This window comes from Nocardiopsis sp. iso_25, assembly GCF_056173305.1.
Map to the genome: position 1 here is coordinate 4,834,319 of NZ_CM149667.1, position 25,711 is coordinate 4,860,029.

Consider the following 25,711-nt stretch of genomic DNA (forward strand, 5'->3'; position numbering starts at 1 on the left):
CCTTCGTTCGTGGAGCTATGGGGATTCGAACCCCAGACCTCCTCCATGCCATGGAGGCGCGCTACCAACTGCGCCATAGCCCCGTGTGCTTTTCGGCAACGGTTCGAGTCTATCGGACGTGTGGGGGTGGGATGACCAGCCGCAGTGTCGGCCGGCCCACACACCCCCGCGCGCTCCGGGACGGCCGGGACGCCCGTCCAGGCCCCTCTTCAACCACCCCCGGGCGGGGCACATGAGAGGACATGAGCGACAGACCACGACAGAACCCGGTCGAAACCCTGGTCCGCTGGGAGGACCACGGCGCCGTGTGGCGGGTGGTGGGGCGGACCGCCTCCGAGGTGACGGTGGCCCTGTGCCGGTGCGACGGGGGCGAGGAGGTGGAGCGCCTGACCTCGGGCGATCCGGGCCTCCTCGCCTTCGTGGACGAACGGCTCAGTCCTCCTCCGCCAGCTTCCTGATCGCCTCCAGCCTGCGGTCCCAGACCCGCGCGACGCGCTGGAGATCGCGCCCCAGCTCGCTCAGGCGCGCCCCGACCGGGCGGTGCACCACCTCGCGGCCGCGCCGCTCGGACTCGACCAGGCCGACTCCGCGCAGGACCTCCAGGTGCTTGACGATGGCCTGGCGGCTGATCGGCAGTTCTTCGGCGAGTGCCGAGGCCGACGCGGGCGCGCGGCCCAGCCGGACCAGGATGCTCCAGCGCGTCTCGTCGCCCAGGGCCGCGAACGCGGTGGCCTCGCCGGTCACGGCTCCGCCGTCCGCGCCAGGTGTCCGACGAGGGCTGCGAGGCCTCCGGACCACCCCTCGGTCTCCGTGGCGACGTTGTCGGGGACGGTTCCCAGGCGCGCGGCGAGGGCGTCGAACCCGCTCTGGGTGACGGTGAGCAGCGAGCCCTTCCCGGACTCGCGGACGCGCCGTGTGACCAGGGTGCTGTCGTCCTCCCCCGGTTCGGTGTCGGGCTCGGCCGCGACGCGGTACGAGAAGAGGGTCGGTTCCTCGACGGCGACGACGCGTCCGCGGAAGGTGCCGTGCTCCTCCCAGCGCAGTTCCATCGCCGCTCCGGGCACGGCCTCGAAGTCGGCGCCGCCGAAGGCGTACCAGGCGGCGAAGTGCCGGGGTTCGGTGAGCACCGGCCAGAGCCCGGCGGGGGCGGCGTCCACGTGCACGGACCGCTCGACGGTCGCGGGGTCGAGGTAGGACCGCGCGGCCGCGAGCTCCAGTTCCCAGCCCGAGGTGGTCTCCTCCAGGAGTCTGCGCCGTTCGGCCTCGGAGTCGCTCAGCGTGGAGAAGCCGCTCTCCGCGACGCGCAGGGTCACCCCTCCCCCGTCGCGCTCCAGGATCCAGAACTCCACGAGCGTGGAACCCTCCCCCTCGCGGGCGAGCCAGCGGAAGGCGGCGTAGGAGTGGGGCCGGAGCTTCTCGGTGCGCACCCGGAAGGTTCCGTGGACGGGGTCGTGCACGACGTCCACGTCGCCGTCCCGTTCGGTCTCGTGGTCGATGATCGCGCCGTCGTTGATCATCCAGCCCGGTCGCGTCACCAGCTCCCAGACGCGTTCGGGCGGCGCCGCGATGTCCACCTGCCGTTCGACCCGGTCCAGCGTCTCGTCCATGGCTCTTCTCCGATCCCTTGATGTGCAACGCCATGGTTGCACCCAAGCCACCCGTGGTGCAACCTCATGGTTGCGCAAGGCCGCGCGCGGCCGGGTGCGGCGAGTTCACGCATGTGCGACGGTCACTGTCCCGAACGGGCCGAAACCCCAGCCCAGGGTGGTGGCCTCCACCCGCGACGCCCCGGCGGCGCGCAGGAGGCCATCGATGCGCTCCCGGGTCCGCAGCACGGAGCCGGTGACCGCGAGACTCGTCAGGGCGTGCTCGGCGGCATGGTCGTCGGCGGCGGCCTTGTCGGACGTGCGTTCGGCGAGCACCAGGGCGGGGCCCGCGGCGAACGCGGCGCGCAGCAGCGGGAGCGCCTCCTCGTCGGATCGGCCCTCCAGGGCGCCGACGAGGACGGCGCAGTCGTGTGCGGGCCAGGCGGGGTCGGCGTCGCCCGGCAGCTGCACGGTGCGCCCGCGCGCGAGGTGCGAGGCGACGAACGGGGCCGCGTCGCCGAAGACGGCGAGGGTGCGCGCGCCCGCGACCGGGGCGGTCCGCGCGAGCGGTTCGAGTACGTACTGGAGGTCGTCCGCGGCGCGGTCGTGGTGGACGCCGTCCAGCACTCCGTCGGCCGCCCGGCGCTCACGCCACGACGACGCGCCCAGGCGCGGCGAGGGACGGCCCGAGCGCAGCACGTCGAGGAGGTCGATCAACCCGAGCGCCTCGCGGTTGGCCGGGTTGTCGAGCGAGAGGCCCTCGACCGCCGACTCCTCCATGAGGACGCCGCCGCGGGCCGTGTTGCGGTAGCGGTCGCCGTCCCGCTCCACCAGTCCCAGCGCGGACATCGCGTCGAGCAGGGGCGCGAGCCGGGTCGGCTCCACGCCGGTCTCGCGGGCGATCCCGTCGCGGGTCGAGACGCCGTAGGCGATGAGCGGGCCGATGCCGAGCGTGACGGCGACGCGCGTGATGATCGGCGGCGCCAGCTCGGTCATCTCGTGCACCTCGTGGAGCAGCTCGGCGGGGGTCGTGCCGCCGGTGTCGGCGGGAACGAGGCGCTCGGCGTCGTCACGCGGCGCGCTGTCGTCCGTGCTCCTGGGCCTGCGCCAGTACCCGACGACCTCGACGTCCTCCTTCGGGAGCCCCAAGTCCCCGCGCAGGTAGCGGCGGATGGGGGCGATGGTCATCGCCTCGCCGCCGACCCAGGCGTAGACGCGCTGGTCCGGCACCGCCACGCGCCGCACCGCGTCGAACAGCCGCGTGCCCGTGCCCGCGGGGAGTCCGCCGCGCACGAGCCACTCGACGCTGACGTCCGCGGCGGTCGGGATGTCCTGGCGGTCGGCCTCGGTCGGGACCTCGACGATCACGTGCCCGCGCGTGCCCTCGGGGGCCTCCTCCAGCCAGCGGCCGATCGCCGGGAGCGCCGTCTCGTCTCCGGCCAGCAGGTGCCACTCGGCCTCGTCGTTGCGCAGGGCGCACGACTTGGGGCCCGCGAAGTGGATCCGGTCCCCCGGCCGCGCGCGGAACGCCCAGGCCGCGGCCAGGCCGTGGTCGTGGCGCACGACGTCGATGTCGAAGGTGTTCGCCTCCGGGTCGTACGAGCGCACCGTGTAGTCGCGGGTCAGGGCGAGCACCTCGGGGTTCCACGCGAACCGCTTCTCCTCCTGCGTGCCGACGTGCGGCAGCGGGCCGTCGGTCGGCGGGATGACCAGCTTCACGTGGTCGTCGAACCCGTCCGAGCGGAACGCGGGGCGTTCGAAGCCCCCGCCCATCCTCCCCGCGGTGAGATCGTCTCCCGTCAGAGTGATCCGGCGCATGTTCGGGGTGACGTCGACGACGCGGGCCACCTCCGCGCGGCGCAGCACGATGGGGTGGATCCGGAGGGGCCGTGAGGTGCGGGGCATGAGAACTCCTGAGGGAAGCCTTGGCACAAGCCAGGTGAGGCTAACCTAACCGCCGATGCCGCAGCGCAACCGCCCCCCGCAAGTGGATCGACGCCGGAACCGCAGACGGGACTCGGCCGCACCCAGCCGCAGGAGCCCGGAGGCGAAACCTCACGTCGCAAGGGAGTGCCCACCCACCCCACCGATCACCGCCACCCCGACCACAGGGGGGTACCTCGGGGGGTTCGGGGGGTCTCCCCCCGGTAAACGCAAAGGGCGACCCGGCGAGCGCGTTCACGCGCGAGCAGGGTCGCCCTTCGTTCGTGGAGCTATGGGGATTCGAACCCCAGACCTCCTCCATGCCATGGAGGCGCGCTACCAACTGCGCCATAGCCCCTTGTATGCCGGGCGGTTCCCCCGCTCGGCGATGGAATTACTGTACCGGAGGTTGGGAGTGGGTTGCGACCTCGGGGCTCTCGGGTGGACGTGCGGTGGCCGGTTTCCGCGCCGAATACCCTGGAGTGGTGCCCGAATCAAAGCTTGAGATCCAGATGCTCCACGACCGCCTGCTGGTGAAGTCGGTCCCGGACAGGACCGAGCGGCGCAGCAGCGCCGGCCTGGTCATCCCGGACACGGTGAAGCTGGCGACCAGGCTCGCGTGGGGAGAGGTCGTCGGCGCCGGGACCAGCGCCCGCCACGTCAAGACCGGGGACCGGGTGCTCTTCGATCCCGAGGAGCAGGGCGAGGTCGAGCTGAACGGCGAGCGTTACGTGATCCTGCGCGAGCGCGACGTGCACGCCGTGGCCAACGAGGCCCCCGAGCGCGGCACCGGCCTGTACCTGTAGCCCCCTCCCCCGGCGGGTTACCCGACTTCCTCGACGCGCCGCCCGGGGCGGACACCCGGCTTCGCGCGGCTCCGGGTCAGTCGGCCGCGCCGTCGCGGCCGGGGTTGGCGATGGCCTTGGTCAGCGAGTGCACGCACAGGTTGAGGGACTCGTAGGCGGGCGTGCGGCTGGCGCTCACGTAGGCCCAGGCCGCGTAGAGCCCTGCCCACAGGAGTTGCTGTGTCCACACCGGGGTGATCCTGGGGTCGATGCTGCCGTCGGCGTGGCCGCGCTCGACGAGGGCGAACAGGGCCCGGTCAGCCTCCCCGCACTCCTCCTCCAGCATCTCGTCCCAGGAGTCGTCGGCCCCGAAGGCCAGCATGACGACCTTCTGGAGCCCGAAGTACTCGGGCACCAGGCGCCGGAAGGCCTCCAGTCCGGTTCCCTCGGTGGTGCGCGCCCGCTCGGTGGCCTCGTTGATGAGCTCGTCGGCGTACTCGCCGAGGGCGCACACCAGGTCGGCGCGTTCGGCGAAGTAGCGCTGGAGCGTGCTGCGCGCCACGCCCGCGGTTCTGGCCACCTGGGACAGGGGCGCCGAGGAGTTCTCCCCGAGCACCTCCACCGCCGCTTCGAGGATCGCGCGCCGGGTCCGGGCGCGCGTCCTCGTCTCTTCGTCTGAGGGAGCGCTCTTCACCATGCCCTCATCCTAAGCTTGTCGGTAATTGGTTGACAATAATCGGTCGCCTATGACCTACTTTAAAACATGACTGATCCATCCAAAGTAGACACCGACTCGAAACCGGGTATGCCCGAACCCCGGTTCGCCCAGCTCCGGGTGCTGTGGTCGTTCGTGCGCCCGCACCGGAACAAGCTGGCGCTGGGCCTGGTGCTGGCCCTGTTCGGCTCGGCGCTCGAACTCGCCAACCCGATGGTGATCAAGCTGGTCCTGGACACCGTCTCCGGCGGGGGCGGCCTACTCGTGCCGATCGCCCTGCTGCTGGGCCTGTTCGTGCTGGGCACAGTGTCCGGCCTGTGGCACTGGATCCTCCTCGGCACCGTCGCCGAGAAGGTGGTGCTGGACGCGCGCACCTCGCTGGTGAGCCGCTACTTCCGCGCCGCGCTCATCCCGCTGTCGCGCCGCTCCTCCGGCGAGCTCGTCACCCGGGCGACCTCCGACACGGTCCTGCTGCGCGAGGCCGCCTCCAGCAGCGTCATCAGCCTCATCAACGGCGGTGTGCTGCTGGTGGGAACGCTGGTCATGATGGGCGTGCTGGACCTGTTCCTGCTCACGGTCACCTTCGTCGCGGTGCTCGTGGTCACCGTCCTGTTCCTGACGCTGATGCCCGCCCTGGCCAAGGCGCAGGAGAGGGCGCAGAACTCCCTGGGCCTGATGGGCGGCATGCTCGACGGCGCGCTGCGCGCGGTGCGCACGGTCAAGGTCAGCCGGGCCGAGGAGCGCCTGAGCGGCCAGATCCTCGAACACGCGCGGGAGTCCGCGCGGTACGGCGTGCGCTCGGTGCGGCGCGAGGCGGTCGCCTGGACGATCGCGTTCAGCGGGATCCAGCTCGCCATCATCTCCATCCTGGGCGTGGGCGCGCTGCGGGTGTCATCGGGCGCGATCGAGGTCTCCACCCTCATCGCCTTCCTGCTCTACGCGTTCACCCTTATGACCCCGGTCATGGAGCTGTCCCAGAGCGTCACCACCCTCCAGTCGGGCGTGGCCGCGGCCAGGCGCATCCGCGAGGTGGAGGCCATCCCGCTCGAACCCTCCTCCGAGGCGGCGGACGCGGACGCGCCGGTCCCCTCCCCGGACGGGGACCGCCCGGGCGCGCTGCTGGAACTGCGCGGGGTCACCGCCCGTTACGCGCCCGGCGCCGAGTCCGCGCTGGACGGCGTGGACCTGTCCGTCCCCCGGCGCGGGCACACCGCGATCGTGGGGCCCTCCGGCGCGGGCAAGACCACCGTGTTCTCGCTGCTGCTGCGCTTCCTCGAACCCGAGGAGGGGCAGCTGTTCCTGGACGGGACCCCCTACCGGGAGCTCACCCCCGGGCAGGTGCGCGGCCGCTTCGCCTACGTGGAGCAGGACACACCGGTCATCCCCGGCACCATCCGGGAGAACCTGCTGTTCAGCCGCCCCGACGCCACCGAGGACGAGGTGCGCCGGGTCCTGGGCCAGGTGCGGCTGGCCGACAAGATCGACGCCCTGGAGGAGGGGCTGGACACCCCGCTGGACGCCACGTCCTTCTCCGGCGGCCAGCGCCAGCGCATCGCCCTGGCCCGCGCCCTGCTGCGCTCGCCGGACATGCTGCTGCTGGACGAGGCCACCTCGCAGGTGGACGCGATCACCGAGGCCGCCATCACGGAGAGCGTGCGCGCCCACGCCGCGCGGGCGGCCGTGGTGACCATCGCGCACCGGCTGTCCACCGTGATCCACGCCGACACCATCGTGCTGATGGAGGACGGGCGGGTGCGGGCCAGGGGCACTCACCGGGAGCTGATGGACCGGGACGACCTGTACCGGGAGCTCGTCACGGCACTGCACATCGCCGAGACCGGGGCTGCCGAACCCGGCGGTGACCGGACCGAGGCGGACCAGGTGACGCCGGTCACGTGAGCGCACGGTAGCATCCGGCCAGAACCGGTGGCGCGAACGGTTCGACGGCCGCGGCCGCGGGGGCACACCTGCCCGCGGCCCGGTCCGTCCTCTTCTTCCGTCCCGTGCGCCGTGCCCCGCGGTGCCCGTACCCGGCGCCGCGGCGCCAGCGAGGGAACCATGACCGACTTCGCCCAGTACCAGGACGGCGTCTACGCCGATGCGACCAACGGCATCCTGCCCGGGCTGCCCTACCACCACGAGGACCTGCGCGACCTGGCCGAGAGGGCCATGGAGCCGGGTCCGTTCGGCTACGTGGAGGGCGGTGCGGGACGGGAGCGCACCGCCCGCGCCAACGTGGACGCGTTCGCCCGCTACGCGCTGCGCCCGCGCAGCCTGCGGCCGGGGGCCGAGGGGGCCGGGGGCCTGGGGGTCACCCTGTTCGGCAGGGAATACGCCACACCGCTGCTGACCGCGCCGATCGGTGTCCTGGAGCAGGTGCACGGGGAGGCGGAGCTCGCCGTGGCCGAGGGCGCCAACGCCGTGGGGGTGCCGATGGTGCTGTCCACGGCCGCCTCCACCCCGATGGAACGGGTCGCCGAGGCGGTCGACTCCTGGTGGTACCAGCTGTACTGGCCCGGCGACGACGCGCTGGCCGAGTCGTTCGTGCGGCGGGCGGAGGCCGCGGGGGCGGAGGCGGTCGTCGTCACCGCGGACACCAAGCGGTTGGGGTGGCGGCCCCGCGACCTGGCGCTGGGCCACCTGCCGTTCCTGCGCAGCCAGGGCACGGCGAACTACTTCAGCGACCCGGAGTTCCGTTCCCGGCTCAAGGCCGACCCGGAGCCGGGCGGGGTGTTCACCGAGGCGGTGTTCCACTTCCTGGGCGCGTTCGCCAGCAGGTCCCTGAGCACCGACAACATCGCCCGCATCCGCCGGTGGACGGACCTGCCGGTGCTGGTCAAGGGCGTCGTGCGCGGGGACGAGGCCGCCGACCTGGTGGCGGCGGGCGTGGACGGGATCGTGGTCAGCAACCACGGCGGCCGTCAGGTCGACAACGCCGTGGCGGCGCTGGACGCCCTGCCCGAGGTGGTGGACGCGGTCGGCGACCGCGCCACGGTGCTGTTCGACTCGGGTGTGCGCTCGGGCGCCGACGTGGCCGTGGCGATGGCGCTGGGGGCCGAGGCCGTGCTGCTGGGGCGGCCGTGGGTGTACGGGCTGGCCGTGGGCGGCGCCGCGGGCGTGGAGCACGTGCTGCGCGCGACGCTGGCGGAGCTGCAGATCACCGCCGAGCTGATGGGCAAGGACGCGGCGGACCTGGACGGGAGCGACGTCGTGCGCCGCTGACCCGTGTCCGGGCGGCCGCCCGGACACGGAGCCGGTCCCGGAGGCGCGGTGCGCTCCCGGGACCGGTCCGCTTCCTTCCGGTGGTGCTGTCAGCCCTTGACGGCTCCGGAGGTCAGGCCCGCCACGATCCTGCGTTGCAGGACCAGGGCGAAGATGATCAACGGGACCGACACCAGGACCGAAGCGGCCATGATCTGGCCGATCGGGTTCTCGTAGCCGACCCGCTGGAAGGTCGCCACGAAGACCGGGACCGTCTGCACGTTCAGGTCGTTCGGGGCGAAGGAGAAGGCCAGCAGGAACTCGTTGGTGGCGTACACGAAGGTCAGGATGGCCGCCGCTCCCACGCCCGGCGCCGCCAGCGGCGCCACCACGCGCAGGAAGGCCTGGAACGGGGTGGCCCCGTCCACCTTCGCCGACTCCTCGATCTCCTTGGGGATGCCCGCGAAGAACGTGGTGAGGATGAAGACGGCCAGCGGCAGGGTCAGCGCCACGTACGGGATGATCATGCCGGCGAAGGAGTTGAGCAGGTTGATCCCGGTCCACTCGTTGAGCTGCAGGTACATCTGGTAGAGCGGGTTGACCAGCGCCACCGGCGGGAACAGGGTCGCGACCAGGGTGGCGGCCAGGATCGCGAACTTGCCGGCCAGCGGCAGCCGGGCCAGGGCGTAGCCCGCCAGCGAGGCCACCGGGACGCAGATCAGCGTGGTCACCGTCGCCACGATCAGCGAGTTGCGCAGCGCGAACTGGAAGCCCTGGTCGAAGATCTCCCGGTAGTTGCTGAAGTCGAAGGGCCCCTGGAAGATGTTCGGGTCGGTGATCGCCGCCGATCCCGACCGCAGGCTGGTCATCCCCATCCACAGGAACGGGAACAGGCACCACAGCAGCACCACGGCCAGCCCGAGCAGCTTGAGGGTGTTGCCCACCGCCGGGTGGACGCGTCGGCGCGGCTTGTGCACCGACCCGCTCGGCCTCACCGTCTCGGCCGTCATCGCTTCTCCTTCCGCGGCGCCTCACCGATCATGTGGCGGCCCATCCGGCTGATGAAGGCCAGGCCGACGAGCATGACGATGACGAACGTGACCGTGGACAACGCGTTGGCGTAGCCCAGGTCCGGGTCCCGGACCAGGTAGCGCTGCGCGTAGACCGACAGGGTGGCCAGCGAGTTCGAGTAGCCGGTGAACACGTACGCGAAGTCGAACATGCGCAGGGCGTCCACGGTGCGGAACAGCAGGGCCACGACGATGGACGGGCGCAGCAGCGGCAGGGTGATGTTCCAGAAGCGCTGGAGCGCGTTGGCCCCGTCCACCCTGGCCGCCTCGTAGTAGTCCTTCGGGATGGTCTGGAGGCCCGCGAGCAGCAGCAGGGCCACGAACGGCGCGGTCTTCCACACGTCGGCGCTGATGATGCCGACCATCGACCAGAACGGGTCGCGCAGCCAGTTGATGTCCGTGCCGAGGACGGCGTTCACGAAGCCCGGGTTGGGGTCGAACATGAACCGCCACACCTGCGCGGCCACGGCGGTCGGGATGACCCACGGGATCAGGATGACCGCGCGGGTCAGGCCGCGGCCGAGGAAGGCCTGGTGCATGATCAGCGCGAAGGCCATGCCGACGAGGAACTCCAGCGACACCGACGCCACCGTGAACACCAGGGTGTTCCAGACGGCGTTGAAGAAGCCGGAGTCGGTCAGGACGCGGACGTAGTTGTCGACGCCGGTGAACTCCTGGCGGAACCCCCGGATCTCGTAGAGGCTCATCCCGATCGCGTAGAAGACAGGGAAGAGCGCGATCACGGCCATGAAGGCGAACGACGGGGCGAGGAAGATCCGCCCCATCGCACGCTCACCCAGGCCCCTGCTCACGCGGACTCTCTGGGTCGTCGCCATGCGGCCTACTCTTGTTCGAGCGCGTCGTTGGCCGCCTGGTCCACCGCCTCCAGGGCCGTGCCGGGCTCCTCCTGGCCCCGGAAGGCGGGGTGCAGGTTGTCCTGCACGGCCAGGGACAGCGAGTTGTAGCCGGGCACCGGCGGGCGGGCCTGGGCCTGGGCGAGGATGTCGCCGAGCATCTGGAAGTCGGGGTCGTCGGTGTTCTCGTAGGCGCTCGCCATGGTCGGCGGCAGGCTGTTCTGGAGCAGGATGTCCTGCGCCTCGGGGTCGGTGGCCGCCCACAGGACGAACTCGCGGGCCAGGTCCTTGCTGTCGCTCAGCGTGCTGACCGCGTTGTTGAGGCCGCCCAGCGCGCTGGTGGTGCCCTCACCGGTGAAGGTGGGCAGCGGGGCGACCGCGAAGTCGTCCGCGACCGCGCTCTCCTCGTCGCCCTCGCCCGCCAGGAGCGGGATGGCGTAGGGCCAGTTGCGCATGTAGACGGCCTCGCCCGCCTGGAACAGGGCGCGGGCGTCGTCCTCGACCATGGTGTCGAAGCCGTCGGCGTAGAACCCGCTCTCGTAGGCCTCGGTCATGAAGTCCAGGGCCGTGGTGGCGGCGTCGCCCTCCAGGAAGGTGCTCTGCTCCTGGGCGTCGTCGAACAGCTGGCCGCCCGCGGACCAGTACAGCTCCAGGAAGTTGACGACGAAGCCCTCGTACTGGTCGCCCTGGCCGACGTAGGCGGAGATGCCCTCCTCCTCGGCGGCGGCCGTGCCGGTCTCGTAGAGCTCCTCCCAGGTCGTGGGGGGTTCCTCGACGAGGTCGGTGCGGTAGTAGAGGAACGCGCCGTTGGAGGAGTAGGGCAGCGCGTACAGCTCCTGCTGCCACTGGGAGCTGTCGACGGCCCCCTCCAGGCTGACGCCCTCGACCTCGCCGCGCAGGTCCTCCAGGCTCTCGACGTAGCCGTACTCGGCGAACTCACCGGTCCAGATGACGTCCAGGCCCAGGACGTCGAACTCCCCCGCCTGGTTCTGGAGGTCCTGGAACATGGCCTGGCGCTGCTCGTCGGCGGTGGGGGCCAGGAAGAAGATGTCGACCTGCTGGTCGGGGTTGTTCTCGTTCCACAGGCGCGCGACCTCCTCGTGGATCGCGCGGTCGGCTCCGGTGACCGCCCAGACGAACGCCGGGTCCTCGGCCAGGCCCGCGGTCTCGCCGCCCTCCCCCGCGGTCTCCTCCCCGGGGGGTTCGCCGCACGCGGTGGCCAGGGTGAGGCTCAGTGCGGCGAGCCCGGCAGCGCACGCGCGCACCGTGTACCCCTTCTGGTGTGAATGCACTGGCATGGCTCTCTCCTTACCGCGCCGGAAGGGTGTCCGGGCGCGCGGCGTCGAGTGTGTGCTGGGTCATCCCCCCGTGTTCGTGCGCAAACGATGCCACCGACTGTGTGACCTAGTCAACAGTGGACGCGTTTCGATATACGTCATGCACGGAAAGGAAAGGCGTGCCGTCCGAATCTCCTCATGAAAACGTTGCCATCACTGGGGTCGCGCTCCTACCGTGGACGGTATGGCCAGCCAACCCGCGAGCATGCGGGACGTCGCCCAGCGAGCGGGTGTCTCCCTCTCGACGGTCTCCCGTGTGCTGCGCGGGGCCCCCGGGGTCGCCCCGGAGGTGCGCCGGCGCGTCCAGCGCGCCGCGGACGAGCTGGCCTACGTGGTCTCGCGCAACGCTTCGGGTCTGGTCACCGGCCGCACGGGGCGGGTCGCGGTGGTCGTGCCCTTCCTCCAGCCGTGGTTCTTCGGGACGGTCCTGGCGGGGGTCGGCGACGCGCTGCGCGAGGCGGACCTGGACATGCTCGTCTACCAGGTCGGCGAGACGCGGGCCCGGGAGGGCTGGACGCGGGCGCTGCCGCTGCGGCGCAACACCGACGCCGTGGTCACCGTGTCCATGGACCTGTCCGAGGAGGAGTGCCACCGGCTGGACGACGTGGGCGTGCCCGTGGTGCTGGTCGGGCAGAGGATGTCCGACCGGGCCGGCGTGTACATCGACGACCGGGCCGGTGCCGCGGGGGCCACCCGGCACCTGCTCAACCTGGGGCACACGCGCGTGGCCTACATCGCCTCGCGGTCCGAGACCTGGTCCAGCGCCAGCTCACGGCACCGGTTGCGGGGGTACGAGGCGGCCATGGCGGAGGCGGGGCTGCCGCCGCGGAGCGTGGCCAAGTCCACCGGGCACGCGGGCGGCGAGCTGGCCATGGGCGAACTGCTGTCGGACCACGACCCGCCCACGGCCGTGCTGGCCGAATTCGACGACCTCGCTCTGGGGGCGTACCGCACGCTGCGCCGCTCGGGCGTGCGCGTGCCGGAGTCGATCTCCCTCATGGGCTTCGACAACCACGACACCGCGGCGGTGATGGACCTGACCACCGTCGACCAGGCCCCCTACGACACCGGGCTGACCGCGGGTCGGCTCACCGTGGGCATCCTCAACGGGACGGCCGAGCGCCTCCAGGTGGAGATGCCCACCCAGCTCATCCTGAGGCAGTCCACCGCCGCGCCCCGGAGCACGCGCGGTCTGTTCTCCTGACCCGTTCGGAGGAACCAGCATGCAGCAGTGGTGGCGCGACGCGGTCCTGTACCAGGTCTACCCGCGCAGCTTCGCCGACGCCGACGGGGACGGGACCGGCGACATCGCGGGGATCACCGCGCGCCTGGGCCACCTCGCCGACCTGGGCGTGGACGGGATCTGGCTGTCGCCGTTCTACACCTCGCCCTGGGCGGACGGCGGGTACGACGTGGCCGACTTCCGGGACGTGGACCCGCGCCTGGGCACCCTGGAGGACTTCGACGCGATGGTGGCCGCCGCGCACGCACTGGGCCTGCGGGTGATGGTCGACATCGTGCCCAACCACACCTCCGAGGAGCACCCGTGGTTCCGGGAGGCGCTGGAGGCCGGTCCCGGGTCGCCCGAGCGGGAGCTGTACGTGTTCCGCGACGGGCGGGGCGCGGACGGCGGGCTGCCGCCGACCAACTGGCGGTCGACGTTCGGCGGCCCGGCGTGGACCCGCGCGGCGGACGGGCAGTGGTACCTGCACATGTTCGCGCCCGAGCAGCCGGACCTGAACTGGGACGACCCGCGGGTGCGCGAGGAGTTCCGCGCCGTCCTGCGGTTCTGGAGCGGGCGCGGGGTGGACGGGTTCCGGATCGACGTGGCGTACGCGCTGGTCAAGGACCTGCGGGAGCCGCTGCGCGACCTGGTGCTGGTGGAGGGCGGCCGGTTCGAGGACATCGCGGCCAACCCGGACCACCCGTTCCTGGACCGGCCCGAGGTGCACGAGGTGTACCGGGACTGGCGGCGGGTGCTGGCGGAGTTCGACCCGCCTCGGGCCACGGTGGGCGAGGTGTGGCTGCCCGGTGAACGGCGGGTGCTGTACACGCGCCCGGACGAGCTGGACCAGGCGTTCAACTTCGACTTCCTGAGGACCTCGTGGGACGCCGACGCCTACCGCGGCGTGATCGACTCCTCGATCGCCGACGCCGGGCAGGTCGGCACGGTGCCCACGTGGGTGATCGGCAACCACGACGTGGTGCGCCCGGTGTCGGTGCTGGGGCTGCCCCCGGGCACCGACCAGAAGGCGTGGCTGCTCTCCGACGGGCGCGACCCGGAGCCGGACCTGGAACTGGGCACGCGGCGGGCCCGGGCGCTGGCGCTCCTGGAGCTGTCGCTGCCGGGATCGGCGTACGTGTACCAGGGCGAGGAGCTGGGGCTGCCGGAGGTGGCGGACCTGCCCGCCCAGGCGTTGGAGGACCCGCGGTGGTCGCGCAGCGGGCACACCGACAAGGGGCGGGACGGGTGCCGGGTGCCGCTGCCGTGGACGCGCGAAGGAGCGTCGTACGGCTTCGGCGGGGACGCCCCGTGGCTGCCCCAGCCCGAAGGGTGGGGCCGCTGGTCGGTGGGGGCCCAGGCCGACGACCCCGGGTCCGTGCTCTCCCTGTACCGCCGGGCTCTGGCGCACCGCCGGGAGTTCTCCTCCGACGAGGCGCTGGCCTGGGACGACACGCTGAACCGGGGGCCGGTGCTGGCCTACTGGCGGGGTGAGGACGTGCTGGTGCTGGTCAACACGGGCGAGGAAGCGGTGGAGCTGCCGCCGGGCCGGGTGCTGGTGGCCAGCGCGGAGCTGGACGGACGGCTCCCGGGAAACGCGGCGGTGTGGCTGCGCCGCTGACCGGCACGGTCCCGGGGCGAGGCCCCACACCGCGGCCCCGACCGCAGGGCCCCGGAGGCACAGCCCCACGTCACAGGGAGACTCCCCACCCGCCCCACCGATCACCACAACCCCGACCACAGGGGGGGTACCCCGGGGGATTCGGGGGGGTCTCCCCCCGGAAAGCACGAAGGACGACCCGGCGAGGCGGCCGAAGGCCGCCGAGCAGGGTCGTCCCGAGTCCGTGGAGCTATGGGGATTCGAACCCCAGACCTCCTCCATGCCATGGAGGCGCGCTACCAACTGCGCCATAGCCCCTCAAGGGAGTCGATCGGACCTGTGGCGGTCCTGCCGACTCCCTGAACCATAGCGGAATCCGGCCCGAACGTCGAAACGGTTCAGGCGTCGTCGCTGAGCACGACCGGCTCGGGGAGGCTGGCCGCGTTGTGCTCCATCAGCCGCCACTGCCCCCGACGCTCCTGGAGCACCGACCAGCAGCAGTTGCTGATCGGTCCCAGGATCTCGCGCTGTTCGTCGGGGACCCCCAGCATCCGGGCGATCCCGACTCTGAGGGCGGCGCCGTGGCTGACCACGACGAGCAGCCCCCCGGTCGGGGTCTTGCCCAGTCCGCGTTCGACGGCGGCGCGCATCCGGTCGCCGACCTCGGCGATGAGCTCGCCGTCGGGGATGTCCATGCGCGCGTGTTCGACCGGCCAGCGCGCGGACAGCTCCGCCCCGGTCATCCCCTCCCACGAGCCGCCGAAGCGCTCGCGCAGCCCCTCGTCGAACTCCACGGGCACCCCGGAGGCCCGGGAGAGGTATCCGGCGGTGTCGGCGGCCCTGGTCAGGTCGGAGGCGACGATGACGTCGGGGTTCAACGAGGCGAGCAGTTCCCCCGCCCGCCTGGCCTGGGCGTGGCCGACCGGATCGAGTGCGATGTCGGTCTGCCCCTGGAAGCGGTTCTCCACGTTCCAGGACGTGCGTCCGTGCCGCCAGAACAGCACACGAGGGGTGTCGCTCACGTGGTGTGTCTCTCCGCTCGCAGTCGGGTGGGGGTCAGAACTCGTCCAGCGGCGTGCGCTGGGCGCCGCGCGCGCCCTCGGGCAGGTCGATCTCGGGGCAGTCCTTCCACAGCCGTTCGAGGCCGTAGTAGCCGCGCTCCTCCTCGTGCTGGATGTGCACGACGATGTCGGCGTAGTCCAGCAGGACCCAGCGGCCGTCGCGCTCGCCCTCGCGCCGGACCGGCTTGGCCCCGGACTGGAGGCGGAGCTGGTCCTCGACCTCGTCGACGATCGCGCGGACCTGCCGGTCGTTGGGGGCCGAACACAGGACGAAGGCCTCGGTGATGACCAGCTGCTCGCTGACGTCGTAGGCGATGATCTCCTGGGCGAGCTTGTCGGAGGCGGCTTCCGCCGCGACCCTGACCAGCTCCAGTGCCCTGTCGGTGGCTGTCACGTTGTGCTTGCTGCCTTTCAGCTCTCTAGGTAGAGCCCGGTCTTGTTGATGTAGCGGACGATGCCGTCGGGGACCAGGTACCAGATGGGTTCGCCCTTGCGGACGCGTTCCCGGCACTCGGTCGAGGAGATGGCCAGCGCGGGAACCTCCACCAGGGAGACCTTGCCCTCGGGCAGTCCGGTGTCACTGAGGTGGTGACCGGGCCGGTTACAGCCTACGAAATGCGCGAGCTCGAAGAGTTCGTCGACGTTGTGCCAGCTCAGGATGGCGCCCAGCGCGTCGGCCCCGGTGATGAAGTACAGCTCCACGTCGGGGCCGTACTTGGCGCGCATCTCGCGCAGCGTGTCGAGGGTGTAGGTGGGCCCCGAGCGGTCGATCTCGATGCGGTCCACCCGGAACTGGGGGTTCTCGGCGGTGGCGATGACCGTCATCAGGTAGCGGTCCTCGGAGGGCGTCACCTTGGCCAGGTCCTTCTGCCAGGGCTGGCCGGTGGGGACGAACACCACCTCGTCGAGCCCGAAGAGGTGGGCGACCTCACTGGCCGCCACGAGGTGGCCGTGGTGGATGGGGTCGAAGGTGCCGCCCATGATGCCGACCTTGGTCGGACCGGTTCCTCTCCGCGGCGCGGGGGAGTCCGCGTTGCGGGATGCGTCGGAAGCTGCGTGCGCCACTGTGCGCTCCGTTTCGCCGTGGACGTTGCCGTTGCCGGGATCGGCCAACCGAGATTAGCCGACGGAGGGCACCACCGCCGTCCCCTTCCTCCCTTTTGGTCCTGGCACTGGGACAACGAACGCCGCGCCGGGTTCCTTCCCCCGGGCGCGTCGGCGCCGCTCGGAAATCGCGTCATATCTCGAAGCTGGAAACCGTGGCCAAGCGCGATCACGGCGCATAGCATGCCGATATGGCCAACACACCAGACCGCGTCCGCGTCCGGCTCTCCGAGATCTCGCCCCGTGCCTACGAACACCCCGCCGACCGGGGCGCCCTGGTCGCGCTGCGCTCGCTGCGCGGGTTCGACGAGGTGTTCAAACGCCTGTCGGGGCTGTTCAACGAGCGCGCCCTGCGACTGATGTTCCTGTCCAGTGCCGTCCGGGTCGGGCCCACCCAGTTCCCCCACGTCTACGACTACGTGCGCGACGCCGCCTACGTCCTGGACATGGAAGAGGTCCCCGAGCTCTACATCCAGATGAACCCGAAGCCGAACGCCATGGCGATCGGCAGCAACCGCCCGTTCATCGTGATGACCACGGGCCTGTTCGACCTGCTGGACGCCGAGGAGCAGCGCTTCGTCATCGGCCACGAGGTCGGCCACATCCTCAGCGGCCACGCCGTCTACCGCACCATGCTGCTGGCCCTGATCCGACTGGCCACCCGCGTGGCGTGGGTGCCGCTGGGCTTCATCGGCATCCAGGCCATCGTGGCCGCGCTGGAGGAGTGGTACCGCAAGTCCGAGCTGTCCTGCGACCGCGCCGGGATCCTCGCCAGCCAGAACCCCGAGGCGGGCAAGCGGGCCCTGATGAAGCTGGCGGGCGGCTCCAAGCTCGTGGAGATGAACCCCGACGCCTTCCTCGAACAGGCCCGCGAGTACGAGTCCGGCGGCGACGCCCGCGACAGCCTCATCAAGCTGGTCAGCCTGGTCGGGCAGACGCACCCGTTCGCGGTGGTGCGCCTGGCCGAGCTGCACCGGTGGATCGAGGACGGTTCCTACCAGAGCATCGTCAACGGCGACTACCCGCGCCGCTCCACCGACCGCGACGCCCGGGTGGGCGAGGAGGCGCGCAAGGCCGCCGACTCCTACAAGCAGTCCTGGGAGCGCACGGGCGACCCGCTGCTGGGCACCCTGCGCGACGTCGCGGGCAGCGCGGCCAGCGCGGGCGGCAAGATCTTCGACACCGTCGCCGACCGGTGGCGCAACGGCTCCTCCCGTACCAACCAGGGCTCGGGGACCTCTTCCTGACCGGTCCTGTCCCGGGACGGCAGCGCCCGGGAACCAGGCACCGGTTCCCGACGCGCGCGGGAAACGGGTGCCCGGCCGCGAGGGGCGGCTCCCGGACGGGGGCCGCCCCTCGGGCGTGTCCGGCGGGTGCGCTCCGTCGGGTGCGGCTCCGCTGAGCCGGGGGCTCCTCCTCGCGGGACGCGGCCGCGCCCTCGGGCGCGGGCGGCTCAGCGCAGGTCGTCGAGGTAGGCCCGCGCCTCCCGCCAGGCGGGGTGGGCCGGGTCGATGACCGCGAAGTGGTCGGCGCCGACCGGCTCGCGGTGGTCCACCTCGTCCCCCGCGGCACGCGCGGCGGCCACGTAGGCGCGGCTGTGGTCGACCGGGACGCGCTGGTCGGCGTCCCCGTGCACGACGAGTTGGGGCACTCCCAGCGGCACGCGCAGCAGCGGCGAACTGGCGGCGTGGACCCCCGCGGAGGGGACGGGGCCCAGGAACGGCTCCACCGCTCCCTCGCCCAGCCCCTCCCGGGCGCAGCGCTCGGGGTCGGTGACGGGCGCGAGGGCGACCACGGCGCGCACGGGCGTGCGGGGGTGGAGTGCGTTGAGCAGCGCCAGGTGCCCGCCCGCCGAGTGGCCGACGGACACCGTGCGGGACAGGTCGTAGCGGTCGGGCTCGCGGGCCGCGGCCCCGGCGAGCACCGCCAGGGCGCGGTCGACGTCGTCGAGCGTCTGCGGCCAGCCGCCCCCGTCGTCGCCGGTGCGGCGGTACTCCACGTTCCACACCGCCCACCCGGCGGCGGCCAGGTCGCGGGCCAGCGGGTCCATGAGCCCGGCGTCGAGCCCGTCCCGCCACCAGCCGCCGTGCAGCAGGGCGGCGACGGGCGCGGGCGCGCCGCTCTCCGGTTCCCACAGGTGCGCGATCTGGCTGGGGCGTTCTCCGTAGGGAACGGTGGTGGGCACGCGTCGCTCCTCGTCCTCGGGCGGGCCTTTCGCGGACGGTAACAGCCCTCCCCCCGCCATCCCCACCGCGCGTCCCCACGGCGCGCCACGACGAGGCCGGGAACCCGGGCACACGGCAGCGCCGACGGCGGGGCCGTCGGCGCTGTCGGGCGTTCCGGGGTGACCGGGAGCGGGTCCTAGAAGGCGGGACCGGCGGCCATGGCCTCGTCGATGGTCGTGGAGCGGGCCTCCTCGACCTCCTCGGCCAGGTCGTCCTCGTGGGCCTCGAACTCCTCGACCACGGCGGCGGAGAAGCTGCGCAGGGCGATCTCCTCGGTGAGGATGTCGCCGCGGACGCGGTTGTTCTCACCGACCTGGGCGGTCGGGCTGTTGGCGGAGGTGGACAGGTCACCGCCGACGATGTTGTTGTCGACGTAGACGCCGCCGCTGACGCCGGTGACGCTCAGGTCGCCGTCGACGTAGTTGACGGAGGAGCAGAAGCCCTCCTGCTCGCCGGCGCCGACCGCGACCGGACCGGTGCCGCCGCTGTAGGTGGCCGCGCCGATCACCTCGCTGTCGCAGAGGATGCCGCCGCTGGCGGGGTTGTTGACGGTCAGGGCGCCGCGCACCACGGAGTCGTAGATGTCGGCGTACTCGACACCGTCGGCCTTGACGGCGCCGCTGATGCGCGAGCCGGAGACGTAGACGGCGCCGACCTCGGCGTTGATGCTGTGGACGGAGGAGTCCACCACGTAGGAGAAGCCGTCGGTGTTGCCGCCGTCGACCGGGACGGCGCGCAGGGCCGCACCCGTGGAGCTGTTCTCCAGGTAGGTGCCGTAGGAGCCGCGGTTGACCACGCGGTCGCCGACGGAGCTCTCCTGGGAGTCGAAGTAGGCGTCCTTCTGGACGGTCACCTTCCCCTCGATCTCGCCGCCGATGATGTGCAGGTTGGCACCCTGGCGGACGGTGACGTCGCCCTGGATGACCGTTCCGTCCAGGAAGCAGCTCTTGCCGGCGGGGACCGCGAGGTCCGTGGGCAGGGTGATGGCACCGCCGTGGCCCGAGCAGAGGGTGACCAGGTCAGCCTGGGCGGGGGAGGCCATCAGCGTGACACCACCGACGGCCAGGGCGGTCGTGGCGATGGCAGCGACCTTGCTCCGGAGCTTCATTCGGGGGATTCCTTTCGTTGTGACCGTGGGGAGGCGACGCTCCGAGCGATGCGGAAGCGCGCCGTGAGACACCACAGTGAAATTACCGACCAGCCGTCGCTTTGGGAATACGTGCTAGACGAAGATTCGCTTCTGTCCAGGTTTCCAGCGGGAAAACGCTCCAGATGCCAACGGCCCCTCGGGTCCCGAATGTCACTCTCGGTCGCACAACGAACACGCGCCTCCGACCGCACGTCACGGGCGGCCCCGTGGCGCGCGGTCCCTCGCGGTCCGGGGCCGCCCGCGCGAGGGCGGCCCCGGCGCGCGCGGCTACCTGAGGTGGCCGTCCCCGGTGACCACGTACTTGGTGGAGGTCATCTCGGTCAGCCCCATCGGGCCCCTGGCATGCAGCTTCTGGGTGGAGATACCGATCTCGGCGCCGAAGCCGAACTCGCCGCCGTCGGTGAACCTCGTGGAGGCGTTGACCATGACCGCGGCGGAGTCCACCCGCGAGACGAAGTACCGGGAGGCCTTCAGCGAGTCGGTGACGATGGCCTCGGTGTGCTGGGTGGAGTACCTGCGGATGTGGGCCAGAGCCTCGTCGATGGTGGGCACCACGCGCACGGCCAGGTCCATGGACAGGTACTCGGTGGCCCAGTCCTCCTCCGTGGCCTCGACCACCCGGGCCCCGGTCGGGCGGGCGGCGGCGGCCTCCAGCACCCGGGAGTCGCCGTGCACGGTCACGCCGCTCTCGCCGAGGGCCTCCAGCACGCGCGGCAGGAACTCCTCGGCCACGGCCTCGTGCACCAGCAGGGTCTCGGCGGAGTTGCACACCGAGCAGCGCTGCGCCTTGGCGTTGGTGGTGATGGCCACGGCCTTGTCGAGGTCGGCGTCGGCGTCCACGTAGACGTGGCACAGGCCCTCCCCGGTCTCGATGACCGGCACGGTGGAGTCGCGCACCACGGCCTGGATGAGGGAGCCCCCGCCGCGCGGGATGAGCACGTCCACCAGGCCGCGCGCCCGCATGAGCGCGGTGGAGGACTCGCGGGTGCGGCCGGGCACCATCTGGACGGCGTCCGCCGGGACCCCGGTGCCCTCCAGGGCGTCCCGCAGGACCCCGACGATGGCGGTGTTGGAGGAGTAGGCCGAGGAGGAGCCGCGCAGCAGGGCGGCGTTGCCGCTCTTGAGGCACAGGGCGGCGGCGTCCACGGTGACGTTGGGGCGGCCCTCGTAGATGATGCCGATGACACCGAGCGGCACCCGGATCTGGCGCAGGTCCAGGCCGTTGGGCAGCACGGACCCGCGCACGGACTCGCCCACCGGGTCGGGGAGCTCGACGATCTCGCGGACGGCCTCGGCGATGGCCTCGATCCGCTGCGGGGTGAGGGTGAGCCGGTCGACCATGGCCGGGCTGGTGCCGTCCTCGCGGGCCCGCGCCACGTCCTCGGCGTTGGCCGCGGTGATCTCGTCGGACCGCTTGACCAGGGCGTCGGCGATCGCCAGCAGTGCGGCGTCCTTGACCGCCCGGCTGAGCGGGGCGAGGTCGGCCGCCGCGTTCCTGGCCCGCCCGGCTACCGCGTGGACCTCGCGCTCGATGTCACTCATGGTGCTCTCTCTTGGTTGGGAGGCCATCCCGGCGTACCCGCCCTGCGGCGTCGAAGGGTCTCAGGGGCATGCGCCGGAGTGAATGCTTCCAGCGTATAGCGCCGCGCGGTCGGCGACGCGGTTGTCCACAAGCCGGATCCGGCACCGCGGGGGTCGGCGCGGACGCCGCACGCGGCACCGGGGAAACCGCACGCCCCCGCCGCTCAGTTCCACCCGTAACGGGCCCGCAGGACGTCGGCGACCATCCAGAACAGCTCCTCGTCCATGACGGCCGCCTCCCGGCGGATGTCGTCCTCGTCGAACTCGAAGAGCCGGTCCACCCGCACGTAGGAGTCGCGCTGCTCCCGGTCCCAGGGGCCCGAGCCCACGGGCAGCCAGTCCTGGCGCTCCCACGCCTCGGGGCGCTGGGAGGACAGCATCAGCCCGTGCAGCCGCCCGCCCCGGCGACCGACGACCAGCAGAGGGCGGTCCTTGCCCCGCCCCGGGTCCTCCTCGTAGGGGACCCACGTCCACACGATCTCGCCCGCGTCGGCGAGTCCGTCACGCTCGGGCGCGTAGACGAGCCTGGTGGCGCTGGCGGCGGTGGGGATCTCGCGGACCTCGCCCCGGTGGGGGTGGTCCTCGCTTCGGCGTGTCGTTCGTTCGCTCACGCCCGCATCCTAGGGCGTCCGCCCCGCCCGGGTGGCCTCACAGGTCCTGGACGGTGCCGATGATGCTCGCCCGCGCCCGGCTGCCCTCGGGCACCGGGACCAGCGGGTAGACGTGGAAGGCCCCCTCCTCCTCGTGCAGGTCCACCTCTCCCCCGGCCCGCGCGACGAGCGCGCGCAGGCGCCTGGTGTCGGGCAGGAACACGTCGCGGGTGCCGATGTAGAGGTCCATGGGCGGCAGGCCGGAGAGCACGCCGTTGACGGGGCTGAGCCGGGGCAGGGACAGGTCGTCGCCGCCCGCCCACACCTTGGCGGCCTCCTTGAGGCCGACCGGGCTGAGCCAGGGGTCCCGGCCCTCCACCTCGGCGATGTCGGGGTTGGACATGGTCAGGTCCGCCCACGGGGAGACCAGGATGAGCCGCGCGGGCTGGGGCAGGCCCTCCCCGGGCAGCGTCTGCGCGAGGGCCAGCGCCAGGCCCGCCCCGGCCGAGTCCCCGGCGAACACCGTGCGCTCCGGCACGACGTGCTCCAGCAGGTCGCGGTACACGGTGTGGAGGAAGCCGAACGCCTCGCGGTAGGTGTGCTGGGGCGCCAGCCCGTAGATGGGCACCTCCACCCGGCAGCCCACGTCCGCCATGCGCGAGATCAGCACCCAGTGCCAGGGGGAGATCTCGCTGATGTAGGAGCCCCCGTGCACGTACAGGACGGCCTTGTCGGGGTCCTCCTCCCGGTCCCGGGCGAGGACCGTGTAGCTCGCGAAGCCCCCGACCTCCCGCCGGGTGGTCTCGTGGCGCTTGGCGACCCAGTGCGGCGGCTCGGGGTCGTCCTTGGCCTCGTCGATGCGCTCGCGCGCGCCCTCGACGGTCTCCATGGGGCGCTTGCGCGCCACCCGGAACGCCACCGCGAGCATTCTCGCCACCAGGCTGGGCATGGGTGTCTTCACTCTCCTCGGGGGATGTCCCCGACATCGCCACACGGGTGTCGCGGCGGGACGGGACCGCGGCGGTCCGGGGGAACGCGTTCTAGAGCACGACCAGGTCGTCCCGGTGCACCAGCTCGCGCTCGTAGGAGGGGCCCATCTCGCGGGCCAGCCACCGTGTGGACCTGCCCATCAGGTCGGGCACCTCGGCGGCGTCGTAGTTGACCAGTCCGCGCGCGACGACGGCGCCGCCCTCGTCGCACAGGTCCACCGGGTCGCCCGCGTTGAAGTCGCCGGTCACCCTCACCACACCGGCCGGGAGCAGGGACGCCTTCTCCCGCACCACCGCCGTGACAGCGCCGGGGTCCAGGACCAGGCTGCCCCGACCCGCGGTGGCGTGCGCCAGCCACAGCTGGCGGGCCGAGGGGCGCCGTCCGCGCCCCGGGGCGAACAGGGTGCCCGCGGGCCCACCCTCCAGGGCCGTGCGGGCGTTCGCGGCGGAGGTCAGCAGGGTGTGCACGCCCGCCTCGGTGGCGATCCGCGCGGACGCCACCTTGGTGACCATCCCGCCGGTGCCCACGCCCCGCCCGCCCGCGCTGCCGATGTCGATGCCGTCCAGGTCCGCCGGACCGCGCACGAGGCTGACCACCGACGACCCCGGAGCGGAGGGGTTGCCGTCGTACAGGGCGTCCACGTCCGAGAGCAGCACCAGCGCGTCGGCGCGCATCAGGTGCGCCACCAGGGCCGCCAGGCGGTCGTTGTCGCCGAACCGCAGCTCGTGCGTGGCCACGGTGTCGTTCTCGTTGACGATGGGCAGGGCGCCGATGTCGAGCAGGCGGCGCAGCGTGCGCTGGGCGTTGCGGTGCTGCACCCGCCGCATCATGTCCTCGACCGTGAGCAGGACCTGCGCCGCGGTGAGGTCGTGCCCGGCCAGCTCGGCCGTGTACGCGGCCAGCAGGAGCCCCTGGCCCACGCTGGCGGCGGCCTGCTGGGAGGCCAGGTCGCGGGGCCTGCGGGCCATGCCGAGCGGGGTCATCCCGGCCGCGACCGCCCCGGAGGAGACCAGGATGACCTCCTGGCCCGCGGCCCGGCGGTCCGCCAGCACCCGGACCAGGTCGCGGATGCGGCAGGAGTCGATCCGGCCGTCGGGTGTGGTCAGGGAGGACGATCCCACCTTGACCACGACCCGGCGCGCGGCGGCCACCGCCGCGCGCCCGGAGGCCTCCAGGGAGTCGGTCTGTTCGAGTCCTGCGCTGTGCACCGTGTGGGGCTTTCCATCCAGTGGCGCGGCACCGGGCGCCGCGCTCGTGCCTGTCGGCCGGGCCGTCGGTCCCCGCGCGGGTCAGCCCAGCCGGGCGTCGGACCCGCGCGGGCCGGACGGGACGACCTCGGCGTCCGTGGAGGGGTCCCAGTCGAAGACCACGGAGTCCTCCTCGGTGCCGATGTGCACCTCGGCGCCCTCGGTGGCGCCCGCCTTGGCCAGCTGCTCCTCGATGCCGAGGCGGTTGAGCCGCTCGGCGAGGTAGCCGACGGCCTCGTCGTTGGAGAAGTCGGTCTGGCGCACCCAGCGGGCGGGCTTGTCTCCGCGCACCTGGAAGGCGTTGCCGCCCAGCGGCACCACCTGGAAGGGCGCGTCGCCGATGGCCTGGGGACGGATCACGACCCGGGTGGGCTCCGCGGGCGGCGCGGCCTCGCGGGCCGCGGCCACCTGCTCGCCCAGGGCGAAGGACAGTTCGCGCAGCCCCTCGCGGGAGGCCGCGGAGACCTCCAGGACGCGGTAGCCGCGCTCGACCAGCATCGGGGTGACCAGCTCGGCGAGTTCGCGGGCCTCGGGGACGTCCACCTTGTTCAGGGCGACCAGGCGCGGCCGGTCGGACAGGTCCACGCCGGTGCTGCGGCCGTAGGCGGACAGCTCCGCCTCCAGTGCCTCCAGGTCGCTGACCGGGTCGCGGCCCTGCTCGTAGGTGGCGCAGTCCAGCACGTGCAGGAGGGTGGAACAGCGCTCGATGTGGCGCAGGAACTCCAGGCCCAGCCCCTTGCCGTCGCTGGCCCCCGGGATGAGGCCGGGCACGTCGGCGATGACGTACTGGACGTTGCCCGCCTCCACCACGCCCAGGTTGGGCACCAGGGTGGTGAACGGGTAGTCGGCGATCTTGGGGCGGGCCGCGGACATGGCGGCGATCAGGGACGACTTGCCCGCGCTGGGGAAGCCCACCAGGCCGACGTCGGCGATGGTCTTCATCTCCAGGCGCACGTCGAAGCCCTGGCCCTCCTCGCCCTTGAGGGCGAAGCCGGGGGCCTTGCGCCGCTTGGTGGCCAGCGCGGCGTTGCCCAGGCCGCCGTGGCCGCCCTCGGCGAGCACCAGCCGGGTGCCGTGGCCGACCAGGTCGGCGACGACCTCGCCGTCCATACGGCTGACCACGGTGCCGTCGGGCACCTTGAGGACGAGGTCATCGCCCTTGGCCCCGGCGCGGTGGCCGCCCTGGCCGGGCGTGCCGTTACCGGCGGCGCGGTGCGGGCGGCGCTGGTAGTCCAGCAGGGTCGCGGTCTGGGTGTCGACCTCCAGGACGACGTCCCCGCCGTGGCCGCCGTTACCGCCGTCCGGACCGCCCAGCGGCTTGAACTTCTCACGGTGCACGGAGGCGCAGCCATGCCCGCCGTTCCCGGCCTTGACGTGCAAGACCGCCTCGTCGACGAAGTCAGGCATAGCTCTCCCCGTTACTCTCCGGCCCCCGAGCGGGGGCCTGGACACACACGCGTCATCCAGTGA

General features: G+C 72.3%; 24 protein-coding genes and 3 tRNA genes. 7 read left to right on the top strand and 20 right to left on the bottom strand.

Annotated features, from left to right (window positions below; all coding sequences use genetic code 11):
* Positions 1 to 10: 10 nt before the first annotated feature.
* A tRNA-Ala gene (locus tag AC0VX6_RS20805) sits at positions 11 to 83 on the bottom strand.
* Positions 84 to 242: 159 nt separating this feature from the next.
* Here AC0VX6_RS20805 and AC0VX6_RS20810 point away from each other — a divergent pair.
* Positions 243 to 458: a hypothetical protein gene (locus tag AC0VX6_RS20810; RefSeq protein ID WP_274974271.1), complete on the top strand. Its 216-nt coding sequence runs from the start codon at positions 243 to 245 to the stop codon at positions 456 to 458.
* Here AC0VX6_RS20810 and AC0VX6_RS20815 read toward each other — a convergent pair.
* From AC0VX6_RS20815 to AC0VX6_RS20830, 4 genes are all read right to left on the bottom strand, one after another.
* Positions 433 to 744 carry an ArsR/SmtB family transcription factor gene (locus AC0VX6_RS20815; RefSeq protein WP_274974272.1) on the bottom strand — a complete coding sequence of 104 codons (312 nt, stop codon included), beginning with the start codon at positions 742 to 744 and terminating at the stop codon, positions 433 to 435. The genes AC0VX6_RS20810 and AC0VX6_RS20815 overlap by 26 nt on opposite strands.
* The gene (locus tag AC0VX6_RS20820) at positions 741 to 1,607 is read right to left on the bottom strand and encodes an SRPBCC domain-containing protein (protein ID WP_475465696.1); all 867 of its coding nucleotides are present in this window, start codon (positions 1,605 to 1,607) and stop codon (positions 741 to 743) included. The genes AC0VX6_RS20815 and AC0VX6_RS20820 overlap by 4 nt, the downstream gene beginning before the upstream one ends.
* Positions 1,608 to 1,712: 105 nt before the next feature.
* Complete coding sequence (locus AC0VX6_RS20825) at positions 1,713 to 3,491, bottom strand: siderophore-interacting protein (RefSeq protein WP_475465698.1); 1,779 nt, start codon at positions 3,489 to 3,491, stop codon at positions 1,713 to 1,715.
* 303 nt (positions 3,492 to 3,794) lie between these two features.
* Positions 3,795 to 3,867: transfer RNA gene (locus AC0VX6_RS20830), tRNA-Ala, on the bottom strand.
* 154 nt (positions 3,868 to 4,021) lie between these two features.
* On the opposite strand from AC0VX6_RS20830, the gene AC0VX6_RS20835 reads away from it, so the two are divergent.
* Positions 4,022 to 4,315 carry a GroES family chaperonin gene (locus AC0VX6_RS20835; RefSeq protein ID WP_017568462.1) on the top strand — a complete coding sequence of 98 codons (294 nt, stop codon included), beginning with the start codon at positions 4,022 to 4,024 and terminating at the stop codon, positions 4,313 to 4,315.
* A 76-nt stretch (positions 4,316 to 4,391) separates the two neighbouring features.
* Here the strand turns inward: AC0VX6_RS20835 and AC0VX6_RS20840 are convergent, their stop codons facing one another.
* Positions 4,392 to 4,991 (bottom strand): TetR/AcrR family transcriptional regulator, encoded by a 600-nt coding sequence (locus tag AC0VX6_RS20840; protein ID WP_274974275.1) that lies wholly within the window; start codon positions 4,989 to 4,991, stop codon positions 4,392 to 4,394.
* A 138-nt stretch (positions 4,992 to 5,129) separates the two neighbouring features.
* Here AC0VX6_RS20840 and AC0VX6_RS20845 point away from each other — a divergent pair, with 138 nt between their 5' ends.
* Positions 5,130 to 6,908 (top strand): ABC transporter ATP-binding protein, encoded by a 1,779-nt coding sequence (locus AC0VX6_RS20845; protein ID WP_475469407.1) that lies wholly within the window; start codon positions 5,130 to 5,132, stop codon positions 6,906 to 6,908.
* Positions 6,909 to 7,067: 159 nt separating this feature from the next.
* Positions 7,068 to 8,231: an alpha-hydroxy-acid oxidizing protein gene (locus AC0VX6_RS20850; protein WP_475465699.1), complete on the top strand. Its 1,164-nt coding sequence runs from the start codon at positions 7,068 to 7,070 to the stop codon at positions 8,229 to 8,231.
* Positions 8,232 to 8,320: 89 nt separating this feature from the next.
* Here AC0VX6_RS20850 and AC0VX6_RS20855 read toward each other — a convergent pair whose 3' ends face one another.
* From AC0VX6_RS20855 to AC0VX6_RS20865, 3 genes are read right to left on the bottom strand one after another with little or no spacing between them, the layout of a single operon-like run.
* Positions 8,321 to 9,220 carry a carbohydrate ABC transporter permease gene (locus AC0VX6_RS20855; protein ID WP_274974277.1) on the bottom strand — a complete coding sequence of 300 codons (900 nt, stop codon included), beginning with the start codon at positions 9,218 to 9,220 and terminating at the stop codon, positions 8,321 to 8,323.
* Entirely contained in the window at positions 9,217 to 10,065 is an 849-nt protein-coding gene (locus tag AC0VX6_RS20860; RefSeq protein ID WP_019609619.1) for a carbohydrate ABC transporter permease, read from the bottom strand. Before AC0VX6_RS20860 ends, AC0VX6_RS20855 begins: the two co-directional genes overlap by 4 nt.
* Before the next feature lie 56 nt (positions 10,066 to 10,121).
* Entirely contained in the window at positions 10,122 to 11,432 is a 1,311-nt protein-coding gene (locus tag AC0VX6_RS20865; RefSeq protein ID WP_274974278.1) for an ABC transporter substrate-binding protein, read from the bottom strand.
* A gap of 223 nt (positions 11,433 to 11,655) precedes the next feature.
* On the opposite strand from AC0VX6_RS20865, the gene AC0VX6_RS20870 reads away from it, so the two are divergent.
* On the top strand, positions 11,656 to 12,675 hold the full coding sequence (locus AC0VX6_RS20870; protein WP_274974279.1) for a LacI family DNA-binding transcriptional regulator: 1,020 nt from the start codon (positions 11,656 to 11,658) through the stop codon (positions 12,673 to 12,675).
* A gap of 19 nt (positions 12,676 to 12,694) precedes the next feature.
* Positions 12,695 to 14,314 carry a glycoside hydrolase family 13 protein gene (locus AC0VX6_RS20875; RefSeq protein WP_475465702.1) on the top strand — a complete coding sequence of 540 codons (1,620 nt, stop codon included), beginning with the start codon at positions 12,695 to 12,697 and terminating at the stop codon, positions 14,312 to 14,314.
* A 224-nt stretch (positions 14,315 to 14,538) separates the two neighbouring features.
* Here AC0VX6_RS20875 and AC0VX6_RS20880 read toward each other — a convergent pair.
* The 4 genes from AC0VX6_RS20880 to nadD form a co-directional block, all read right to left on the bottom strand.
* A tRNA-Ala gene (locus AC0VX6_RS20880) sits at positions 14,539 to 14,611 on the bottom strand.
* Positions 14,612 to 14,691: 80 nt separating this feature from the next.
* Positions 14,692 to 15,315: a histidine phosphatase family protein gene (locus AC0VX6_RS20885; RefSeq protein WP_274974281.1), complete on the bottom strand. Its 624-nt coding sequence runs from the start codon at positions 15,313 to 15,315 to the stop codon at positions 14,692 to 14,694.
* Positions 15,316 to 15,349: 34 nt separating this feature from the next.
* Entirely contained in the window at positions 15,350 to 15,748 is a 399-nt protein-coding gene (rsfS, locus tag AC0VX6_RS20890) for a ribosome silencing factor (protein WP_047870575.1), read from the bottom strand.
* A 17-nt stretch (positions 15,749 to 15,765) separates the two neighbouring features.
* Entirely contained in the window at positions 15,766 to 16,419 is a 654-nt protein-coding gene (nadD, locus tag AC0VX6_RS20895) for a nicotinate-nucleotide adenylyltransferase (RefSeq protein WP_302475362.1), read from the bottom strand.
* 230 nt (positions 16,420 to 16,649) lie between these two features.
* On the opposite strand from nadD, the gene AC0VX6_RS20900 reads away from it, so the two are divergent.
* Positions 16,650 to 17,705, top strand: a complete 1,056-nt coding sequence (locus tag AC0VX6_RS20900; protein ID WP_274974282.1) for a M48 family metallopeptidase — start codon at positions 16,650 to 16,652, stop codon at positions 17,703 to 17,705.
* A gap of 206 nt (positions 17,706 to 17,911) precedes the next feature.
* On the opposite strand, the gene AC0VX6_RS20905 is transcribed toward AC0VX6_RS20900, so the two are convergent.
* From AC0VX6_RS20905 to obgE, 7 genes are all read right to left on the bottom strand, one after another.
* Positions 17,912 to 18,643: an alpha/beta hydrolase family protein gene (locus AC0VX6_RS20905; protein WP_475465704.1), complete on the bottom strand. Its 732-nt coding sequence runs from the start codon at positions 18,641 to 18,643 to the stop codon at positions 17,912 to 17,914.
* Positions 18,644 to 18,819: 176 nt separating this feature from the next.
* Entirely contained in the window at positions 18,820 to 19,791 is a 972-nt protein-coding gene (locus AC0VX6_RS20910; protein WP_274974284.1) for a hypothetical protein, read from the bottom strand.
* A 309-nt stretch (positions 19,792 to 20,100) separates the two neighbouring features.
* On the bottom strand, positions 20,101 to 21,375 hold the full coding sequence (locus AC0VX6_RS20915) for a glutamate-5-semialdehyde dehydrogenase (protein ID WP_274974285.1): 1,275 nt from the start codon (positions 21,373 to 21,375) through the stop codon (positions 20,101 to 20,103).
* A 203-nt stretch (positions 21,376 to 21,578) separates the two neighbouring features.
* A complete protein-coding gene (locus AC0VX6_RS20920; RefSeq protein ID WP_475465706.1) occupies positions 21,579 to 22,025 on the bottom strand; it encodes a type II toxin-antitoxin system PemK/MazF family toxin in 447 nt (148 codons plus the stop codon).
* A gap of 37 nt (positions 22,026 to 22,062) precedes the next feature.
* Entirely contained in the window at positions 22,063 to 22,953 is an 891-nt protein-coding gene (locus tag AC0VX6_RS20925) for an alpha/beta hydrolase fold domain-containing protein (protein ID WP_274974287.1), read from the bottom strand.
* A gap of 91 nt (positions 22,954 to 23,044) precedes the next feature.
* On the bottom strand, positions 23,045 to 24,202 hold the full coding sequence (gene proB / locus AC0VX6_RS20930; protein WP_274974288.1) for a glutamate 5-kinase: 1,158 nt from the start codon (positions 24,200 to 24,202) through the stop codon (positions 23,045 to 23,047).
* Between the two features lie 81 nt (positions 24,203 to 24,283).
* Entirely contained in the window at positions 24,284 to 25,648 is a 1,365-nt protein-coding gene (obgE, locus tag AC0VX6_RS20935) for a GTPase ObgE (RefSeq protein WP_274974289.1), read from the bottom strand.
* Positions 25,649 to 25,711 lie beyond the last annotated feature (63 nt).

What these genes read in the sequence shown, in the direction of transcription:
- AC0VX6_RS20855 (WP_274974277.1), bottom strand. Translation starts at nt 9,220, where the DNA reads ATGACGGCCGAGACGGTGAGGCCGAGCGGGTCGGTGCACAAGCCGCGC.
- AC0VX6_RS20865 (WP_274974278.1), bottom strand. Translation starts at nt 11,432, where the DNA reads ATGCCAGTGCATTCACACCAGAAGGGGTACACGGTGCGCGCGTGCGCT.
- AC0VX6_RS20900 (WP_274974282.1), top strand. Translation starts at nt 16,650, where the DNA reads ATGGCCAACACACCAGACCGCGTCCGCGTCCGGCTCTCCGAGATCTCG.
- AC0VX6_RS20875 (WP_475465702.1), top strand. Translation starts at nt 12,695, where the DNA reads ATGCAGCAGTGGTGGCGCGACGCGGTCCTGTACCAGGTCTACCCGCGC.
- AC0VX6_RS20925 (WP_274974287.1), bottom strand. Translation starts at nt 22,953, where the DNA reads ATGCCCAGCCTGGTGGCGAGAATGCTCGCGGTGGCGTTCCGGGTGGCG.
- AC0VX6_RS20840 (WP_274974275.1), bottom strand. Translation starts at nt 4,991, where the DNA reads ATGGTGAAGAGCGCTCCCTCAGACGAAGAGACGAGGACGCGCGCCCGG.
- obgE (WP_274974289.1), bottom strand. Translation starts at nt 25,648, where the DNA reads ATGCCTGACTTCGTCGACGAGGCGGTCTTGCACGTCAAGGCCGGGAAC.
- AC0VX6_RS20810 (WP_274974271.1), top strand. Translation starts at nt 243, where the DNA reads ATGAGCGACAGACCACGACAGAACCCGGTCGAAACCCTGGTCCGCTGG.
- AC0VX6_RS20870 (WP_274974279.1), top strand. Translation starts at nt 11,656, where the DNA reads ATGGCCAGCCAACCCGCGAGCATGCGGGACGTCGCCCAGCGAGCGGGT.
- AC0VX6_RS20850 (WP_475465699.1), top strand. Translation starts at nt 7,068, where the DNA reads ATGACCGACTTCGCCCAGTACCAGGACGGCGTCTACGCCGATGCGACC.
- AC0VX6_RS20820 (WP_475465696.1), bottom strand. Translation starts at nt 1,607, where the DNA reads ATGGACGAGACGCTGGACCGGGTCGAACGGCAGGTGGACATCGCGGCG.
- AC0VX6_RS20910 (WP_274974284.1), bottom strand. Translation starts at nt 19,791, where the DNA reads ATGAAGCTCCGGAGCAAGGTCGCTGCCATCGCCACGACCGCCCTGGCC.
- AC0VX6_RS20915 (WP_274974285.1), bottom strand. Translation starts at nt 21,375, where the DNA reads ATGAGTGACATCGAGCGCGAGGTCCACGCGGTAGCCGGGCGGGCCAGG.
- AC0VX6_RS20835 (WP_017568462.1), top strand. Translation starts at nt 4,022, where the DNA reads ATGCTCCACGACCGCCTGCTGGTGAAGTCGGTCCCGGACAGGACCGAG.
- AC0VX6_RS20860 (WP_019609619.1), bottom strand. Translation starts at nt 10,065, where the DNA reads ATGGGGCGGATCTTCCTCGCCCCGTCGTTCGCCTTCATGGCCGTGATC.
- AC0VX6_RS20825 (WP_475465698.1), bottom strand. Translation starts at nt 3,491, where the DNA reads ATGCCCCGCACCTCACGGCCCCTCCGGATCCACCCCATCGTGCTGCGC.